Raw genomic sequence first — 16832 nt, 5'->3', positions numbered from 1 at the left:
CAGTGTGGGAGCTGGCTTGCCTGCGATAGCGGTGGGCCAGCCAACACTTCATCGACTGACACTGCGTAATCGCAGGCAAGCCAGCTCCCACATTGGACTGTGTGTGTATGTTTGGGCAGGGAGGCCGTCAGTGCCGCTCGAGGGCGTTGACGAGGTCGTGGAAGGCTTCGCGGTTGGACTCATTCAAGCCCATCAGGATCTTGTGCGCTTCCAGCACCTTGACCCGCACCACTTCCTCGGACTGGTCCTGAGACGGCAGGTCGGTGAGGCATTCCGGGCACGGGATGGGGCGGTCAACGATGTTGAACACCTGGTCAAAGCCCATGGATTGCAACAGACGGGTGATGTCTTCGTGGGTGGTGACCACGGTCGGCAATAGGCCGACCTTCTGCCGCGACAGAATGGACAATTTGGCCAACAGGCCCAGGGTGGTGCTATCGATGCTGCGCGTTTCGGTCAAGTCGATCACGATCGCCGAGAAGTTCAGCGCAGTGAAGATCCGCTCGATCGTCGCATCCAGGGCCGAACACAAGGTCAGGCGCACTTCACCGACAAACTTCAGGACGAAGGTCCCGTCTTGCTCGGCGAATTGGATTCTTCCGGTACTCATCAAAGATTCCTGCTCAACACCAATAGGGCGATATCATCCGGCATCTCCCCTAGCGTGGCCAATCCAAAAACCTGCCGCAGGCCATCCAGGCTGCCGCCCGCCGACTTGACCTTTTGGGGCAAGGCGGCTTCTTTCTCTTTGAGTGTAGGCTCTGGAAGAAGGTCCAGAATACCGTCGGACATCAGCGTCAGGCTGAAGGTCGGCGGCAGTTCCAGGATGTGGTCTTCGTAGGTGGCTTCGTTAAACAAGCCTACGGGCAGGCCACGCCCTTCCAGGTAGCGCACACTGTCGGGAGTGTATAAAACAGGCATCGGCAGGTGGCCGCCAATGCTGTAGGTCAAAAGACCGGTTTCTTCGTCGATCACGCCGCCGACCATCGTCACGTGCTTGCCCAGCTTGCAGCTGATCAGGCCCCGGTTGATGTGGCCCAGCACCTCGGAGGGGGTGAACTCCGGCAAGGTCCCGTTGCGCTTGGACTCGAACAACAGCCGTGTGGTCATGAACTTCAACAACACGGTAACAAAGGCAGAAGACGCGCCGTGGCCGGAAACGTCGGCCAGGTAGAACGCCACGCGGCGCTCATCGACACGGAAATAGTCGACAAAATCACCCGACAGGTACAACGACGGGATGATCTGGTGGGCAAACGTGAATTCGTCAATCGTCCAGGGGCTCACCGGCAGCATATTCATCTGCACCTGGCGACCGGCGTTCTGGTCTTCCTGCAGCAGGTTCAGGCTGGCTTCGAGTTCGCGGTTGGCGGTCTCGAGCTTTTCGCGGTAGCGCTGGTTTTCCAGGAGCAGGCGTGCACGGTCCAGGGCGCGGCGCACCGAGTGCTCCAGCACGGCCAGGTCTTCCAGGGGCTTGATCAGGTAATCGGCGGCGCCCAGGCGCAAGGCTTCAACGGCATCGTTCATGACACCGGCACCGGACACGACAATCACCGGCGTTTGCGGGGCAAGGTCGGTCACCTGGCGAATCAGCTCCAGGCCGCCCATCTGGGGCATGCGCAGGTCGCAGATCACAAGGTCGGGCTTGTCGCGCTCGAATACCTGGAGACCCTGTTGGCCATTACTGGCCTGCAGGACGCTGAAGCCACTGTCTTCCAAGTAGGCCGCGAGGCTCGCGCGCACTACTTCGTCGTCATCGATAATCAGCAGCGTGGCACTGGTTTTTTGCATGTGGGCAAACGGCGCCAGAATTAGGTTGGCGTAGGCGGCTCGGCAATGGCCGGGCTCACGTACTGGATTCGCTTTCTAGCCTCTCTGTCCTACAAAGCATTGGGATTTGGCCCATGCACAACGGTAAAGCAGAGGTGCCCTTCTAAGGCGCAGACGGTACTCCCATCCGTGAGGGGTTTCAAGCTCATGCCGATGGTCGCCGGGCGTCTTTACACCGCAAATCACCGGGAGTTATAAGAACCCTCACAACCACAACGCAAAGTAAGGATGGATGCTGTGAGCGAGCACGAGCGCGACTACGCCGAAAAACGCGATTTCATCCGCATGCGAATAGATGCCGATGTGTCTTTGATCCATGCCGGGCAGGAGATTGCCGGTACCTGCGTGGACCTCTCCAGTTCCGGCATGCAGGTGCAGGCACCTCGCCAGTTCACTGTGGGCGACCTGCTGACCGTGCGCATTGATTCAGAGCACGCGGCCCTCAAAGGCCTTGAGGCCGATACAGAGGTGGTGTGGACCAAGGCGGCCGGAGACGAGCAGCAACTAGGCTTGAAGATTTTGAAAATGCGCTGAAAAGCGCGCACAAAAAAGGCGACCTTACAAAGGTCGCCTTTTTCATTTCAAAACGTCACAGCTTAAAAGTCGTCAACGACCTTGCCGTCCTTGACCTTGAACTCGCGGTTCTGCAGGTAAGCGTTACGAATGAAGGTGTACTTGTCGCCGCTGATCAGCTTTTCGCTGTCGAGCAGGCTGGCGCGCACGTCAACGACGTTGAGGCCGAAGGTGCTGTTACGCCAGCCGATGTCGTTCATGTAGCGGTACGGTTGGGTGTAGCTGTCGACGTATTTGGACGGCGCATCACGCAAGGTGCTTGGGCCCAGCAACGGGATCATCACGTACGGGCCACTGCCCACGCCCCAGTAGCCGAGGGTCTGGCCGAAGTCTTCGTCGCTGCGCTGCAGCCCCATTTTGGTGCCGACGTCGATAAAGCCCAGTACGCCAAATGTGGTGTTAACCAACAGGCGGGCGGTGTCGACGCCTGCATTGTGCGGCTTGAGCTGCAGCACGTTGTTGGCCAGGTTGCCGACATCACCGATGTTGCGGAAGAAGTTGTGAACGCCGTCCTGCACAAATTGTGGGGTAACGAACTGATAGCCTTGGGCAATTGGCTTGAGGGCATAAGTGTCAACGGTATCGTTGAAGGTGAAGATGGGGCGGTTGACACTTTCCCACGGGTCATCTTCCGAGGCCGCTTGGGCAGCGAAAGGTGCCAACAGGATGGTGGCACACACCGATAGCTGAGCGAAGTACTGGCTCCAGCGCATAGCTTTTGCTCCTTGAATGGTCTGTCATGGGCGCTATGCCCTGAATAAGGCTGTCAGTATATGACGGAAGTGTCGATTTAGGCAGCTACCTAGAATCGTCTTAGGGAAAATGCACAAAATTCCTACAAATATCGACAGTGTCATCCCCTTGTCATGCCGCCCCGATAGCGTGGCAGCTATTTCAGGGACGTTCAGATGCCACACGCCGAGATTGCCGTCGCCGCCGCCCCCTCATTGACCGCCGTGTTATTTGGCCTGAGTGGCTGCCTGGTGGATTTTGGTTCCCTGGCCCGCACCGACTCACCTTGCGCCGACGCCGAGGCCACGCCAGGCGCGTTGAAAATCCTGCGCAGTCTCAAAGAACAAGGCGTGCCCTGCGCCTGGCTGGACGAACTGCCTCCCGCCGTGACCACGCCACTCTGCGCCGACCTGCCTGGCTGGCTAAAGGCCGCCTCACCCTCCTCCATTCGCTGGCCTGCGCCCCACGCCTGCTGGCAAGCGCTGATGGAGTTGAACATCGAACGTCTGGAAGGCTGCGTACTGGTCAGCGGCGAGCCGCGTCTGCTGCAATCGGGCCTGAATGCCGGTTTGTGGACCATCGGTCTGGCCTCCTGCGGTTCGCTCTGCGGCCTGTCGCCCCGGCAATGGCAGGCGCTGACCGAGCAGCAACGCGAACACAAGCGCGGCAAGGCCACGGTGGCGCTCTATGGCCTGGGCGTGCACTCGGTGATCGACCATCTCGGCGAACTCGACACCTGCCTGGCCGACATCCGCCTGCGCCAGCTCAAGGGCGAGAAGCCCTGATCGAGATCATGCACAGTTGGCCGCAGTGGATTAATCTACAGGTCAGCCCGTAGACCTTTCGCGGTGCGCCGCGGTCTATGCCAGTGCCTATCGATAAAAGGAAAGAACGTCATGCCTGATCGCGAGAAGTTACAACAGCAGGCCGATATTGTGCGTGAGCAACTGGAGAATCATCCCGAGTTGCCCGCCGAGAAACGTCAAGCATTGGAAGAGTTGATCGCCAAATTCGAAGTCCAGCTGAAAATGGAACCGGCCACCCAGACGCCCAGCATCGCTGACGATGTGAACCGGGCAGTGGAAGGTTTTGAACTGGACCATCCAGGCATTGCCGGGACGTTGCGCAATATCGTGCTGACCCTTGGCAATATCGGCATCTAACCCGAGCCCAAGCCAAACACAAAACCAAATGTGGGAGCTGGCTTGCCTGCGATAGCGGTGTATCAGTCACTTGATGAATGACTGAAAGATCGCAATCGCAGGCAAGCCAGCTCCCACAGTTTTTTGTATGAAGGCTTACTGACGCGCCAGGCGCACGTTCAGGAACTGGGTGTTCTCAGTGCTGCGATACGGATTGATATCCAACCCACCCCGACGCACATACCGTGCATACACCGTCAACTTCTCTGGCTTGAGCAAGCGCTGCAAGTCCAGGAAGATCCGCTCCACACACTGCTCATGAAAGTCCGAGTGCTGGCGAAAGCTGACGATATATTCCAGCAGGCTGGCGTGATCCAACGCCGCACCGCGGTATTCCACCACCACGCTGCCCCAGTCAGGCTGGCTGGTCACCGGGCAATTGGATTTGAGCAGGTGGCTGTGCACGCTCTCCTCCACCACGCGCGAATCATCGCAACGCAGCAGTTCCGGGCGCGGGTGTTCGTAGCTGCTGACGTTGATATCCAGGCCGTCAATGCACACACCCGGCAACGCCATCACGCCTTCTGCCTCGATGTCGGCCAGGCTGCGAATACGCACGCTCACTGGCTTGCCGGCCGCAGAGCTGAGGTCTGTGCGCAAGGTGGCTTCAAGGCTTTGCGTATCGGCAAACGCGCTCTGGTTCAGCGAGTTGAGGTACAGCTTGAACGACTTGGACTCGATGATGTTCGGCGAGTCGGCCGGAATGCTGAACTCACCGATGGCCACCACCGGCTTGCCCGAGGGCAACAACCAGGACAGTTCGAAGCAGTTCCAGAAGTCCACGCCCTTGTACGGCAGGGTCTCGGCGCTCAGGCCCAGCTCGGCCCACTTGGCGGCGCGTGGAATCGGAAACAGCAACGAAGGCGTGTAGGTGCTGATGTATTCACTGGACTTGCCCAGCGGCGAATGTTCGGCTGCGGGATGCATGGCGGAAACCTGGCTAAATAAACCGCGCCAGTCTACCAGCCTTTGCTCGCCCCCTTAACAAACGCCTCACTCAACGGTCAGTTTGCCGACCATGCCTGCCTGGTAATGCCCTGGCAGGTTGCAGGCGAACTCAAGGCCTGTGGCCTGCTTGAACGTCCAGGTCAGCTCGGCCGTCTTGCCCGGCTCCACCAACACGCTGTTGGGATCGTCGTGCTTCATGCCGCCCATGTCGCCGTGGCCCATGGCGCTGTGATCCATCTTGCCCATGCCGGTGGCGGTGAGCATGCCACTGGCTTGCATCTGCAACATCTCTTTCTGGTGGGCGGCATGCATGGCCGCGTCACCCAGGTTGAACTCATGCAGCAACTGGCCTTTGTTGACCAGCACGAAGCGCACGGTTTCACCGGCCTTGACGTCCAGGGACTTGGGCTCAAAGGCAATGTCCCGCAGGGTGACTTCAACGGTACGCGTGGCTTTATGCGCCGGGGCCGGCTGGCCGAACGCGTAGGTGTGAGTCGCATCCGCCAGGGCATTGAAACTCAACGCCAACAGGCAGCCCGCCAATAACTGGGGTGTACGCAACGCCATCTTTCACTCTCCAAAATAGGTATCCAGCTTGGGCAACACTTTAAGATGGCCTCGCTGCCAGCCAGCTGACTGCTAGATTACAACTTTGTCAGCTTGCGCCCATACCCCGGAGCCCAGGGTATAAAGGCCGGCGTCCACCTTGACCAAGAGCCCTACATGAAACTGCTGATCGTCGAAGACCAACCCAAAACCGGTCATTACCTGCGCCAGGGCCTGGCAGAAGCGGGCTTTACCACCGAACTGGTGGCCGACGGCACCAGTGGCCAACACTTGGCACTGACGGGCGACTATGACTTGTTGATCCTCGATGTGATGCTGCCTGGCCGCGATGGCTGGCAAATCCTGCAGGCGGTGCGCAGTGCCGGCCTGGACATCCCGGTGCTGTTCCTCACCGCTCGCGATGCCGTAGAAGACCGAGTACATGGCCTGGAGCTGGGCGCCGACGATTACCTGGTCAAACCCTTCGCGTTTTCCGAACTGCTGGCGCGGGTGCGCACCTTGTTGCGCCGTGGCAGCAGCACGCCGCAGGAGACCACGCTGCAACTGGCCGACCTGAGCCTGGACTTGATCCGCCGCCGCGTCGAGCGCAGCGGCCAGCGCATCGACCTCACCGCCAAGGAGTTCGCCTTGCTGGAGCTGCTGCTACGCCGCCAGGGCGAAGTGCTGCCCAAGACGCTGATTGCCTCCCAGGTGTGGGACATGAATTTCGACAGCGACACCAACATCATCGAAGTCGCCATTCGCCGCCTGCGCCTGAAAGTCGACGACAATTTCCCCAACAAACTGATCCACACCGTACGCGGCATGGGTTACGTGCTGGAGGAACGGTTCACGTGATCAAGCGCCTGTCCCTGACCAGCCGCCTGGCGCTGCTGTTTGCCGCCTGCACGGCGGTGGTCTCGTTGATCGCCGGGGTGTTGTTCAACCGGGCCAGCGAGGCGCATTTCATGGAGCTGGACCAGCAACAGCTCGAAAGCAAACTGGTGGCCCTGCGCAGCACCTTGCAGGGTGTCGCCTCACCGGAAGACCTCGCCCAACGAACCCCTCAACTGCGCGCCGAACTCGATCACCAGCCCGACCTCACCTTGCGCATCACCGAAGCTGGGCAACGTTGGCTGGACGGCGCGCCACACCTTCCCTTGCCCCAAGCGCCCGGGCTGCACAGCCTGCAATACGCAGGCACCGACTACCGCGTATTCATTGCACCCTTGACGCCCAGCCAACTGGATTCGCCACAGCTGACACTGATCCTCGACATCACCCACCACCAGCACTTTCTGCAACGCATGCAGCGCTTGATCTGGCTGACCGTCGGCCTCTCGGCCCTGGCCACTGCCCTGCTCGGCGCCTGGGCTGCACGCAGTGGCTTGCGACCACTGCGGCGCATGGGCGAAGTGGCGGCCAGCGTCTCCGCCCACTCCCTGACGCAACGCTTACCCCAAGCGCAAATGCCGGTGGAGCTGGCGGAGCTCGCCAAGGCCGTCAACGCCATGCTGGCACGCCTCGATGATGCGTTCCAGCGCCTGTCCGCCTTCAGCGCAGATATTGCCCACGAACTGCGCACGCCGCTGTCCAACCTGCTGACCCAGACCCAGGTCATCCTCACCCAGCCGCGCCCGCTGGAGGATTACCGCGAGGCGCTGCACAGCAACCTGGAAGAACTGCAATGGATGGCGCAACTGGTCAACGACATGCTTTACCTGGCCAAAGCTGACCACGGCTTGCTGATGCCCACCCGTGAATCCCTGGACTTGGGCGATGAGGTCGACGCACTGTTGGAGTTCTTTACCCTGCTGGCCGAGGACGCACAGGTGAAGCTGATGCGCGAAGGCAGCGCCCATAGCATGGGCGACCGCGGCATGTTGCGCCGGGCCCTGTCGAACTTGCTGGATAACGCGCTGCGCTTTACGCCACCAGGCGGTGAAGTGCGGGTGCGGATCGAGAGCGGCGTGACACTGACGGTTGAGAACAGCGGGGAAGGCATTCCTGCGCCGTTACTGCCGAGGCTGTTTGACCGTTTCTACCGAGCCGACCCGTCGAGGCGCGCAGGCAGCAGTGAACATGCGGGGCTGGGGTTGGCGATTACCCAGTCGATTGTGCGGGCGCATGGCGGGAGGATTTATTGTGAGTCGCAGGCGGGCTGGACAAGGTTTGTGATTGAGTTGCCCAAGGGAGATTGATGCAAGCTGGGCCGGCCCTATCGCAGGCAAGCCAGCTCCCACAATTTGAGCTGTGAATACAGTCACAATGTGGGAGCTGGCTTGCCTGCGATAGCGGTCCTAAAGGTTACGAATACCTGAGCGCATGCGCCGGCTCAATCTTCGCCGCCCGATACGCTGGGTAAATCGTCGCCAAGAAGCTCAACACAAACCCCGCCGAGCAAATCAGCAACACATCCCCACCTTGCAGCTCCGAAGGCAGGTTGCTGACAAAATACACATCCGAACTGAAGATATGCTGCCCGCTCACCCGCTCCAGCCAGCCCACCAGCTCACTCACGTTCAGCGCCGCAATCACCCCCAGCACGCCGCCGATCAAGGTGCCGACCACGCCAATCACGGTGCCCTGCACCATGAAGATCGCCATGATCTGCCGAGGTGTAGCGCCGATGGTACGCAGGATGGCGATGTCCGCGCCCTTGTCGTTCACCACCATGATCAAGGTGGCGATGATGTTGAACGCCGCCACGGCGACGATCATCAGCAACAGCAGGCCGATCATGGTCTTTTCCATTTTCATCGCGCTGAACAGGCTGCCCTGGGTGTGGGTCCAGTCATCCGGCTTGTAAGCCGCGCCCAGGCTGGCGGCGATATCTGCCGAGACTTTGGGCGCTGCATACAGGTCCTTCACCGCCAGGCGCACGCTTTGCACCTGGTTGGGCTGCCAATGCTGGATTTCAGCGGCGTCGGCCATGTGGATCAGGGCCATGGAGCCATCCAGTTCGGCGCCGACCTTGAAGATGCCCACCACATTCAGGCGCTGCATGCGCGGGGTGATACCGCCCGGGGCGCTGCTGAGTTCCGGCACGATCAGGGTCAGTTTGTCGCCCACGTTCAGGCGAAAACGCCGTGCAGTGATATCACCGACCACCACCCCGAATTCGCCGGGTTTGAGGTCATCGAGTTTGCCGCGCACGATATGCTGGGCCACGATCGACACCTTGCCTTCCTGGGCCGGGTCGACGCCGCTGATCTCGATGGGCTGCATCGCGCCCTTATAAGAAAACATGCCATCCATCTGGGTGAAGGGCACAGCAGCGGTGACTTGCGGATTCTTCATCGCGGCGGCGGCCACCGGCTGCCAATCATCAATCGGCTTTACGCCGACGATGGTGGCGTGGGGCACCATGCCGAGGATGCGCGAGCTCATTTCACGCTGAAAGCCGTTCATTACCGAAAGCACCACGATCATCGCCAATACGCCCAGAGCGAGGCCGATCATCGAGGTCATCGAGATAAACGAGACAAAACGGTTGCGGCGCTTGGCGCGGGTATAGCGCGTGCCGATAAAAATCGATAACGGTCTGAACATTCGCGGGCACCGTTGGAAAAATGAAAAAGCCCGACCTCAAAAAACCGGGCTTGCAACAGGTCAGATAGCGACCAGATGACCTTCCTGCAAATGCAGTACGCGGTCCATCTGCCGGGCCATGCTCATGTCATGGGTCACCACCAGGAACGCGGTGCGCATCTGGGTGCTCAGCTCCAGCATCAAGTCCTTGATGCCCTGGGCGGTGTGGGAGTCGAGGTTGCCGGTCGGCTCGTCGAGCATCACCAGGCCCGGGTTGTTCACCAGGGCACGGGCAATCGCCACGCGCTGGCGCTCACCACCGGACAACTCCGCTGGCTTGTGCTCCAGGCGATGGCCGAGGCCGACGCGCTCGAGCAAGGCCGTGGCACGCTGACGCGCTTCAGGAATCGCGGTCTTGCCGATCAACAGCGGCATGCACACGTTTTCCAGGGCGGTGAATTCCGGCAGCAAGTGGTGGAACTGGTACACAAAGCCCAACGAGCGGTTGCGCAGTTGGCCGCGGGCCTTTTCATTCAAGGCCGAGAGTTCTTCACCGGCCAGCCATACGCTGCCCTGGGACGGCGTATCGAGGCCGCCCAGCAGGTTGAGCAAGGTACTCTTGCCGGAACCGGAACTGCCGACGATCGCCACACGCTCGCCAGGGTGCAGTTCAAGCTGCAGGTTGGACAGCACCACCACCGACTCCGGGCCTTCCTCGTAGGATTTGCCCAGGTTGCGGCAGCTCAGGATTGCTTTTTCACTCATGCCCGATTCACTCATAACGTAATGCCTGTGCTGGCTGGGTACGTGCCGCGCGCCAGGCTGGATACAGGGTGGCAAGGAAGCTCAGGACCAACGCAGCGCCGCCCACCATCAGCACGTCCTGGGTTTGCACCTGGGACGGCAAGTAATCGATGAAGTAGACGTCGGCGTTGAGAAACTTGTGGCCGATCACCTTTTCAAGCAGGGCGATGGCGGCGCTGACGTTCAGCGCGGCCAGAATGCCCACCGCCGTGCCTATCAAGGTGCCAACCACGCCGATCACGGTGCCCTGCACCATGAAGATCGCCATGATCTGCCCCGGCGTGGCGCCCAACGTACGCAGGATGGCGATGTCGCCCTTCTTGTCGTTCACCACCATCACCAGCGTGGAGATGATGTTAAAGGCCGCCACGGCGACGATCAGCAACAACAACAGGCCGATCATGGCTTTCTCCATGCGGATGGCCTGGTACAGGTTGCCGTGGGTGCGGGTCCAGTCGCGAGCGTAGTACTCGGTCTCACCCAGGTGCTGGGCAATTTCCCAGGCGCCGCGCGGCGCATCGAACAGGTCGTTGAATTTCAGGCGCAGACCCTGCACCTGGTCGGGCTGCCAGCGATGCAGGCGGGCCAGGTCGGTGAGGTTGGTCAGGCCGATGTAACCGTCGATCTCGCCAGCGCCGACGTGGAAGGTGCCCACCACGGTAAAGCGCTTCATGCGCGGGAACATGCCGGCCGGGGTCACGGTGACTTCCGGGGCGACGAAGGTCAGCTTGTCGCCAACCCCTACGCCCAGCTTGGCCGCGGCCTTGTCACCGATGACGATGCCAAAGCTGCCCGGCGACAGCTCGTCGAGCTTACCTTGCAGCATGAACTTGTCGATGATCGAGACGTTGCGCTCCTGGGCCGGGTCGATGCCGTTGAGCAGGATCTTCTGCACTTTGCCGTCATTGGTCAGCAACCCCTGCATCTGGGTAAACGGCGCTACCGCCACCACCTTGGGGTTCTGCTGGACCTTGGCGGCCAGGCTTTGCCAGTCGTTGATGGGCGCATCGCCCTCGATGGTCGCGTGGGGCACCATGCCCAGCACGCGGGTGCGCATCTCATGATCGAAGCCATTCATCACCGACAGCACCACGATCATCACGACCACGCCCAGGGCGAGACCGATCATCGAGGTCAAGGAAATGAACGACACAAAATGATTGCGACGCTTTGCACGGGTATAACGCGTGCCGATAAATACGAAGAGAGGTCTGAACATGTCGGGGCTTGTTCGGAGGAAAAGAAGACGTCCCGGTGGCGGGGTCTGGTCAGCAGCTTTACACTCAGACCATTACCGTTACCTGGGGTTCGCCATGTCGACATTAGATGAAGAAGAGCGCCGCGAATACTACCGTATCGACGACATGATCGCACTTCAAATCAAACCCCTGTCGGGCCCCGACGCGGCGAGCAAGGAAGTGTTGCTGGATGATTCACCGCTGTTCAATCTGCTCAGCGAGCTGCACTTGAGCGAATTCGAAGCCCAGCACCTGCTGCGCCAGATCAGCGAGAAAGACCGCAGCCTGGCGGCCTTCCTCAAAGTGCAGAACAAACGCCTGGATCTGCTCAGCCAGGTCATGGCTCGCGGTTTGCTGAACGAGGTGGGTGCGCCGCAACCGGTGATCCTCTCCGAGGGCGGCATCGACTTCCAGCACCCGACACCGCTGGCCGCCGACACTCACCTGGCGGTCAAGCTGGTGCTGATGCCCCAGGCGCTCGGCCTGTTGCTGCGCGCGCGGGTGACCCATTGCGACCCCAAGGGCGACGGCTTTGATGTGGGCACGGAGTTCGAGTCCATGACCGACGCCCAACGCCAACTGCTGGCGCGCTATATCCTGCAGAAACAGGCCCAGGAACGCCGCCTGGCGCGAGAACAAAGCGAAGACCTCTGAATGCGTATTCACGACGCCAGCCATCCTGGCGCAAAGGAGCAACTGTGACCCTGATTTACGGCCACCGCGGTGCCAAAGGCGAAGCACCGGAAAATACCCTGACCAGTTTTCAGGAATGTCTCAAACACGGCGTACGTCGCTGCGAGCTGGACTTGCACCTGTCCATGGACGGCGAGTTGATGGTCATCCACGACCCGACCCTCAAGCGCACCACCGACCGGCGCGGCAAGGTGGTCGAGTACTCGGCGGCCGACCTAGTGAAGATGGACGCGCGCAAAGGCGGCCCAGGCTGGGTAAGCCCCTGCCCTATTCCACGCCTGGAGGCGTTGTTCGAACAGTGCGACTTCGATCACTGGCAACTGGAAGTCAAAAGCGCCTCGCGCACCCGTGCCGCCACCACTGTGCTGGCGATTCGCGAAATGGCTGTGCGCTTTGGCTTGATGGACAAGGTCACGGTCACGTCAAGCTCGCGGGAAGTGCTCAAGGCCGCCGTGGAACTCACCCCGGACCTGTCACGCGGCCTGGTCGCCGAATACGCCTGGCTCGACCCGCTGAAGGTCGCGCAGAACTACGGCTGTGAGTATTTGGCATTGAACTGGACGCTGTGCACCCCCGAGCGGCTGGAAAAAGCCCAGCGCCAGGGCTTGCATGTGTCCGTGTGGACAGTCAACGAACCTGCGCTGATGCGCAGGCTCGCCGACTTCGGCGTAGATAGCCTGATTACAGACTTTCCCGGTTTGGCCACTGCCACCCTCGAGAATTACTGAAATCGGTCTCCCCGGCCGGCTCAGGCCACCGGCCGGAGCCGCTCAAAAAAGCCGGTTGAGGCCGTCGTAGGCCGCTACCCGATAGGCTTCGGCCATGGTCGGGTAGTTGAAGGTGGTGTTGACGAAATACTTGAGAGTATTTTGCTCACCCGGCTGGTTCATGATCGCCTGGCCGATGTGCACGATCTCCGAGGCCTGGTAGCCGAAGCAATGCACGCCAAGTACTTCCAGGGTTTCGCGGTGGAACAGGATTTTCAGCATGCCTTGCGGCTCACCGGCAATCTGCGCACGCGCCATGCTCTTGAAGAACGCCTTGCCCACTTCGTAAGGCACCTTGGCCTTGGTCAGTTCGTGTTCGTTCTTGCCGATCGAGCTGATCTCGGGAATCGTGTAGATCCCGGTCGGCACGTCGTTCACGTAGCGCCAGCTGCCATTGTCGACAATGCTGCCAGCGGCCGAGCGGCCCTGGTCATGGGCGGCACTGGCCAGGCTTGGCCAGCCGATCACGTCACCGGCGCCGTAGATGTTCGGCACGCAGGTGCGGTAGTTCTCATCCACTTCGATCTGGCCACGGCTGTTGACCTTGACCCCGATGTTTTCCATGCCCAGCTTGTCGGTGTTGCCGGTACGGCCGTTGCACCACAGCAAGGCGTCGGCCTTGATCTTCTTGCCGGACTTGAGGTGCAGGATCACCCCGTTGTCCAGGCCTTCGACCCGCTCGTACTCTTCGTTATGGCGCACGGTGATGTTGTTGTTGCTGAAGTGGTAGCTCAACGCCTGGGAGATTTCCGAGTCGAGGAAGCTGAGCAACTGGTCGCGGTTGTCCACCAGCTCGACCAGTACACCCAGGCCACTGAAGATCGAGGCGTATTCACAGCCGATCACGCCGGCGCCGTAGATGATCAGCTTGCGCGGGGTATGGCCCAGGCTCAGGATGGTGTCGCTATCGTAGATGCGCGGGTGGTGGAAATCGATATCCGCCGGGCGATACGGGCGCGAACCGGTGGCGATGATAATGTGCTTGGCCACCAGCTTCTCGACCACGCCGTTGGCGCAGACCACTTCGACGGTTTGCTCGTCGGCAAAACTGCCGGTGCCGAAGAACAGGTCGACGCGGTTACGGGCGTAGTAGCCGGTACGCGAGGCGACTTGCTTGGAGATGACTTTTTCAGCGCTTTTCAGTACGTCCGGGAACGAGAACCAGCGCGGCTCACCAATGGCCCGGAACATCGGATTGGTATTGAACTGCATGATCTGCCGTACCGAGTGACGCAACGCCTTGGACGGGATGGTACCCAGGTGGGTGCAGTTTCCGCCGACCTGGCGACGGCTATCGACCATCGCCACCTTGCGCCCTGCTTTGGCAGCGTTCATCGCCGCACCTTCTCCAGCTGGGCCGGAACCCAGTACCACCACGTCGTAGTTGTAGACAGCCATGCGTACTCCTCAGAACAGGCCAGGCGTACGGTTGGACGCCGGGCTAAATCATGCCGCGGCCAGCGAGCATGAAGGACAATTTGGCTCAAGTGTGTGAACCGGGGCACAGTCTATAGAAGGCCGAGCGCCGCGAACATTAACCCTTGGTCGCGTCGTAGGCCAGTGTTGCCATACTACAGGACGCACATCAGCGTCGAATTCAGGATGAGCCATTATGCGACAACTATTTTTCTGTTTGATGCTAATGGTGTCGCTCACGGCGCACGCCAACGATGCACAGCGGCTCAAGCAGGCAAGCTTCCCCGCACAGGTCGAGGGGCTGGCCCTGAAAAACCAGGCGGTGTTCAACTATCTCTGGGCGGATGTGTATGCCGCCGCGCTGTATGCACCCGCTGACCTGCCGGCAAAGCAGGCCTGGGACCAGCAGAAGGCTGTGCGCCTGGCGCTGTATTACTTTCGCGACATTGACCGCAATGATGTGATCAAGGCGGCCAGCGTCACCCTGGAACGCCAGCAGGCCAATGCCGGGTTGAACCCAGAGATAGCCAAGCTGCACGTGCGCTTTCGGGATATTCGCAGCGGTGATCGCTATGCCCTGGATTTTCGTCCGGGGCGCGGGTTGAATCTGGAAATTAATGGGCAGGTTGTGTTCAGCAGCCCAGATGCTGAGTTAGCGAAGGCCTACCTGGGTATCTGGCTCGGGCCCAAAGGGCTGTCGGACAGTTTGCGCAACACGCTATTCAAGTGATGGATGTTTTGACCTTTCCATCGTCATCGAGGGCAAGCCAGCTCCCACAGGTAAATGCAGTTCAACTGTGGGAGCGGGCTTGCCTGCGATAAGGCCCTCCCAGACACCACAAAACCCACAGGCATAAAAAAGCCCCGAACCAGTCGGGGCTTTTTCATTCAGCGCAAAGGCTTAGCGCGGAAACGCAGGCGGGTTGACCCCAGCCATGTCTTCCATCACGCGAACCACCTGGCAGCTGTAACCGAACTCGTTGTCGTACCACACGTACAGCACAACACGGTTGTCCTGGGTGATGGTCGCTTCGGCGTCCACCACACCAGCGTGGCGCGAGCCAACGAAGTCGGTGGAGACCACTTCCTGGGAATTGACGAAGTCGATCTGCTTATGCAGGTCGGAGTGCAGCGCCATGTAGCGCAGGTACTCGTTCATCTCTTCGCGGGTGGCGGCTTTCTCAAGGTTGAGGTTGAGAATGGCCATCGACACGTTCGGCGTCGGTACGCGGATCGCGTTACCGGTCAGCTTGCCGGCCAGCTCAGGCAGAGCCTTGGCAGCGGCAGTGGCAGCACCGGTCTCGGTGATCACCATGTTCAACGCGGCGCTACGGCCACGGCGATCGCCTTTGTGGAAGTTGTCGATCAGGTTCTGGTCGTTGGTGTACGAGTGAACGGTTTCAACGTGGCCGTTAACGATGCCGAACTTGTCATTCACAGCCTTGAGCACCGGCACGATGGCGTTGGTGGTGCAGGACGCGGCGGACACGATCTTGTCGTCAGCGGTGATTTCAGCGTGGTTGATGCCGTGCACGATGTTCTTGAGCTTGCCCTTGCCAGGCGCGGTCAGCACAACGCGGTCGACACCCGGGCAAGCCAGGTGCTGGCCCAGGCCCTCGGCATCACGCCATACGCCAGTGTTGTCCACCAGCAGGGCGTTCTGGATGCCGTACTGGGTGTAATCCACCTCAGTCGGGTTCTTCGCGTAGATCACCTGGATCAGGTTACCGTTGGCGGTGATGGTGTTGTTTTCTTCGTCAATGGTGATGGTGCCATTGAACGAGCCGTGTACCGAGTCGCGACGCAGCAGGCTGGCGCGCTTGGTCAGGTCGTTCTCGGCGCCTTTGCGCACCACGATGGCACGCAGGCGCAGGCCGTCGCCGCCACCGGTTTTCTCGATCAGGATGCGCGCCAGCAGGCGGCCGATACGGCCAAAGCCGTACAACACCACATCGGTGCCTTTGCGGGCGGCAGCGTTTTGCTGGCCAACCACATCGGCCATTTCTTCACGTACGAACTGCTCGGCAGTGCGGCCGGCGCCTTCTTTACGGAACTTGTAGGCCAACTTGCCCAGGTCTACCGAAGCCGCGCCGAGCTTGAGCTCGCTCATGGCTTTGAGCAGTGGGAATGTTTCGTGGACGGAGAGTTCGCTGTCGTCGGCGGAGCGATGGCGCGCAAAGCGGTGCGCTTTGAGAATCGCGATGACAGACTGGTTGATCAGGCTGCGGCCATAGATCGAGCTCACCACATTGTTATTGCGGTACAGCTGACCGATAAGCGGAATCATCGCTTCAGCGAGTGCTTCACGGTCGATCCATTCACCAAGACACTGGTCGGGCTTCTGAGTCACGGGAACCTTCCACATGTAGGGGCAGAAAAAAGGGGCTACATTATGTCGCCCGACTGAGCGTTGAGCAATGCGCGAAGGGCAACAAAAAGCCCTTGCAAAAAAATACCTCCGCGCTACAGCCCAGGAAACACGCGGGTTCCAGAAGGCCACTAGTTTGGCGAGCAGGCCGACTTGTCCGTAACCCTCCTAAACATTCGCGCAT

General features: G+C 60.2%; 18 protein-coding genes. 8 read left to right on the top strand and 10 right to left on the bottom strand.

What is annotated here, in order from left to right:
• Positions 1-127: 127 nt before the first annotated feature.
• The gene (gene rssC / locus CLM72_RS08680; protein ID WP_003172602.1) at positions 128-610 is read right to left on the bottom strand and encodes an anti-sigma factor antagonist RssC; all 483 of its coding nucleotides are present in this window, start codon (positions 608-610) and stop codon (positions 128-130) included.
• A complete protein-coding gene (gene rssB, locus CLM72_RS08675; protein ID WP_054899086.1) occupies positions 610-1791 on the bottom strand; it encodes a two-component system response regulator RssB in 1182 nt (393 codons plus the stop codon). The genes rssC and rssB overlap by 1 nt, the downstream gene beginning before the upstream one ends.
• Positions 1792-2067: 276 nt before the next feature.
• Here rssB and CLM72_RS08665 point away from each other — a divergent pair, with 276 nt between their 5' ends.
• On the top strand, positions 2068-2364 hold the full coding sequence (locus tag CLM72_RS08665; protein ID WP_105226181.1) for a PilZ domain-containing protein: 297 nt from the start codon (positions 2068-2070) through the stop codon (positions 2362-2364).
• Positions 2365-2426: 62 nt separating this feature from the next.
• Here the strand turns inward: CLM72_RS08665 and CLM72_RS08660 are convergent, their stop codons facing one another.
• Positions 2427-3116: a VacJ family lipoprotein gene (locus tag CLM72_RS08660; protein WP_003189688.1), complete on the bottom strand. Its 690-nt coding sequence runs from the start codon at positions 3114-3116 to the stop codon at positions 2427-2429.
• Positions 3117-3311: 195 nt separating this feature from the next.
• On the opposite strand from CLM72_RS08660, the gene CLM72_RS08655 reads away from it, so the two are divergent.
• Both CLM72_RS08655 and CLM72_RS08650 read left to right on the top strand, forming a co-directional pair.
• Positions 3312-3920 (top strand): phosphatase, encoded by a 609-nt coding sequence (locus CLM72_RS08655; RefSeq protein ID WP_105226180.1) that lies wholly within the window; start codon positions 3312-3314, stop codon positions 3918-3920.
• 111 nt (positions 3921-4031) lie between these two features.
• Complete coding sequence (locus tag CLM72_RS08650; protein WP_057975699.1) at positions 4032-4298, top strand: DUF4404 family protein; 267 nt, start codon at positions 4032-4034, stop codon at positions 4296-4298.
• 135 nt (positions 4299-4433) lie between these two features.
• On the opposite strand, the gene queF is transcribed toward CLM72_RS08650, so the two are convergent.
• Both queF and CLM72_RS08640 read right to left on the bottom strand, forming a co-directional pair.
• Positions 4434-5264, bottom strand: a complete 831-nt coding sequence (queF, locus tag CLM72_RS08645) for an NADPH-dependent 7-cyano-7-deazaguanine reductase QueF (RefSeq protein ID WP_105226179.1) — start codon at positions 5262-5264, stop codon at positions 4434-4436.
• Between the two features lie 66 nt (positions 5265-5330).
• Positions 5331-5852 (bottom strand): plastocyanin/azurin family copper-binding protein, encoded by a 522-nt coding sequence (locus tag CLM72_RS08640; RefSeq protein WP_105226178.1) that lies wholly within the window; start codon positions 5850-5852, stop codon positions 5331-5333.
• A gap of 156 nt (positions 5853-6008) precedes the next feature.
• Here CLM72_RS08640 and CLM72_RS08635 point away from each other — a divergent pair, with 156 nt between their 5' ends.
• The gene (locus CLM72_RS08635; protein ID WP_020302902.1) at positions 6009-6689 is read left to right on the top strand and encodes a heavy metal response regulator transcription factor; all 681 of its coding nucleotides are present in this window, start codon (positions 6009-6011) and stop codon (positions 6687-6689) included.
• On the top strand, positions 6686-8032 hold the full coding sequence (locus tag CLM72_RS08630) for a heavy metal sensor histidine kinase (protein WP_105226177.1): 1347 nt from the start codon (positions 6686-6688) through the stop codon (positions 8030-8032). Before CLM72_RS08635 ends, CLM72_RS08630 begins: the two co-directional genes overlap by 4 nt.
• A gap of 106 nt (positions 8033-8138) precedes the next feature.
• Here the strand turns inward: CLM72_RS08630 and CLM72_RS08625 are convergent, their stop codons facing one another.
• The 3 genes from CLM72_RS08625 to CLM72_RS08615 are packed head-to-tail and all read right to left on the bottom strand — an operon-like array spanning position 8139 to position 11385.
• Positions 8139-9383: a lipoprotein-releasing ABC transporter permease subunit gene (locus CLM72_RS08625; protein WP_014717521.1), complete on the bottom strand. Its 1245-nt coding sequence runs from the start codon at positions 9381-9383 to the stop codon at positions 8139-8141.
• 60 nt (positions 9384-9443) lie between these two features.
• Entirely contained in the window at positions 9444-10127 is a 684-nt protein-coding gene (gene lolD / locus CLM72_RS08620) for a lipoprotein-releasing ABC transporter ATP-binding protein LolD (protein ID WP_019818240.1), read from the bottom strand.
• 7 nt (positions 10128-10134) lie between these two features.
• The gene (locus tag CLM72_RS08615; protein ID WP_034126653.1) at positions 10135-11385 is read right to left on the bottom strand and encodes a lipoprotein-releasing ABC transporter permease subunit; all 1251 of its coding nucleotides are present in this window, start codon (positions 11383-11385) and stop codon (positions 10135-10137) included.
• 94 nt (positions 11386-11479) lie between these two features.
• Between CLM72_RS08615 and CLM72_RS08610 the strand changes: the two genes are divergently transcribed.
• Together CLM72_RS08610 and CLM72_RS08605 are read left to right on the top strand one after the other, a co-directional pair.
• The gene (locus CLM72_RS08610; RefSeq protein ID WP_054899069.1) at positions 11480-12058 is read left to right on the top strand and encodes a PilZ domain-containing protein; all 579 of its coding nucleotides are present in this window, start codon (positions 11480-11482) and stop codon (positions 12056-12058) included.
• A 44-nt stretch (positions 12059-12102) separates the two neighbouring features.
• Positions 12103-12825: a glycerophosphodiester phosphodiesterase family protein gene (locus tag CLM72_RS08605; protein WP_003189671.1), complete on the top strand. Its 723-nt coding sequence runs from the start codon at positions 12103-12105 to the stop codon at positions 12823-12825.
• Between the two features lie 42 nt (positions 12826-12867).
• On the opposite strand, the gene sthA is transcribed toward CLM72_RS08605, so the two are convergent.
• A complete protein-coding gene (gene sthA / locus CLM72_RS08600; protein ID WP_003189670.1) occupies positions 12868-14262 on the bottom strand; it encodes a Si-specific NAD(P)(+) transhydrogenase in 1395 nt (464 codons plus the stop codon).
• A gap of 214 nt (positions 14263-14476) precedes the next feature.
• Here sthA and CLM72_RS08595 point away from each other — a divergent pair, with 214 nt between their 5' ends.
• On the top strand, positions 14477-15010 hold the full coding sequence (locus CLM72_RS08595; RefSeq protein WP_105226176.1) for a chalcone isomerase family protein: 534 nt from the start codon (positions 14477-14479) through the stop codon (positions 15008-15010).
• Positions 15011-15181: 171 nt separating this feature from the next.
• On the opposite strand, the gene CLM72_RS08590 is transcribed toward CLM72_RS08595, so the two are convergent.
• Positions 15182-16645: a glyceraldehyde-3-phosphate dehydrogenase gene (locus tag CLM72_RS08590; RefSeq protein WP_032873405.1), complete on the bottom strand. Its 1464-nt coding sequence runs from the start codon at positions 16643-16645 to the stop codon at positions 15182-15184.
• Positions 16646-16832: the final 187 nt, after the last annotated feature.

The organism is Pseudomonas sp. MYb193 (genome assembly GCF_002966775.1).
GTDB lineage: Bacteria > Pseudomonadota > Gammaproteobacteria > Pseudomonadales > Pseudomonadaceae > Aquipseudomonas > Aquipseudomonas paracarnis.
This window is presented reverse-complemented; position numbering and strand designations above follow the sequence as displayed.

Excerpts from the sequence above, each read along its gene's own strand:
- CLM72_RS08650 (WP_057975699.1), top strand. The coding sequence starts at position 4,032 with ATGCCTGATCGCGAGAAGTTACAACAGCAGGCCGATATTGTGCGTGAG.
- CLM72_RS08595 (WP_105226176.1), top strand. The coding sequence starts at position 14,477 with ATGCGACAACTATTTTTCTGTTTGATGCTAATGGTGTCGCTCACGGCG.
- queF (WP_105226179.1), bottom strand. The coding sequence starts at position 5,264 with ATGCATCCCGCAGCCGAACATTCGCCGCTGGGCAAGTCCAGTGAATAC.
- lolD (WP_019818240.1), bottom strand. The coding sequence starts at position 10,127 with ATGAGTGAAAAAGCAATCCTGAGCTGCCGCAACCTGGGCAAATCCTAC.
- CLM72_RS08640 (WP_105226178.1), bottom strand. The coding sequence starts at position 5,852 with ATGGCGTTGCGTACACCCCAGTTATTGGCGGGCTGCCTGTTGGCGTTG.
- CLM72_RS08615 (WP_034126653.1), bottom strand. The coding sequence starts at position 11,385 with ATGTTCAGACCTCTCTTCGTATTTATCGGCACGCGTTATACCCGTGCA.
- CLM72_RS08635 (WP_020302902.1), top strand. The coding sequence starts at position 6,009 with ATGAAACTGCTGATCGTCGAAGACCAACCCAAAACCGGTCATTACCTG.
- CLM72_RS08590 (WP_032873405.1), bottom strand. The coding sequence starts at position 16,645 with ATGTGGAAGGTTCCCGTGACTCAGAAGCCCGACCAGTGTCTTGGTGAA.
- rssC (WP_003172602.1), bottom strand. The coding sequence starts at position 610 with ATGAGTACCGGAAGAATCCAATTCGCCGAGCAAGACGGGACCTTCGTC.
- CLM72_RS08655 (WP_105226180.1), top strand. The coding sequence starts at position 3,312 with ATGCCACACGCCGAGATTGCCGTCGCCGCCGCCCCCTCATTGACCGCC.
- CLM72_RS08625 (WP_014717521.1), bottom strand. The coding sequence starts at position 9,383 with ATGTTCAGACCGTTATCGATTTTTATCGGCACGCGCTATACCCGCGCC.
- CLM72_RS08660 (WP_003189688.1), bottom strand. The coding sequence starts at position 3,116 with ATGCGCTGGAGCCAGTACTTCGCTCAGCTATCGGTGTGTGCCACCATC.
- sthA (WP_003189670.1), bottom strand. The coding sequence starts at position 14,262 with ATGGCTGTCTACAACTACGACGTGGTGGTACTGGGTTCCGGCCCAGCT.
- rssB (WP_054899086.1), bottom strand. The coding sequence starts at position 1,791 with ATGCAAAAAACCAGTGCCACGCTGCTGATTATCGATGACGACGAAGTA.
- CLM72_RS08610 (WP_054899069.1), top strand. The coding sequence starts at position 11,480 with ATGTCGACATTAGATGAAGAAGAGCGCCGCGAATACTACCGTATCGAC.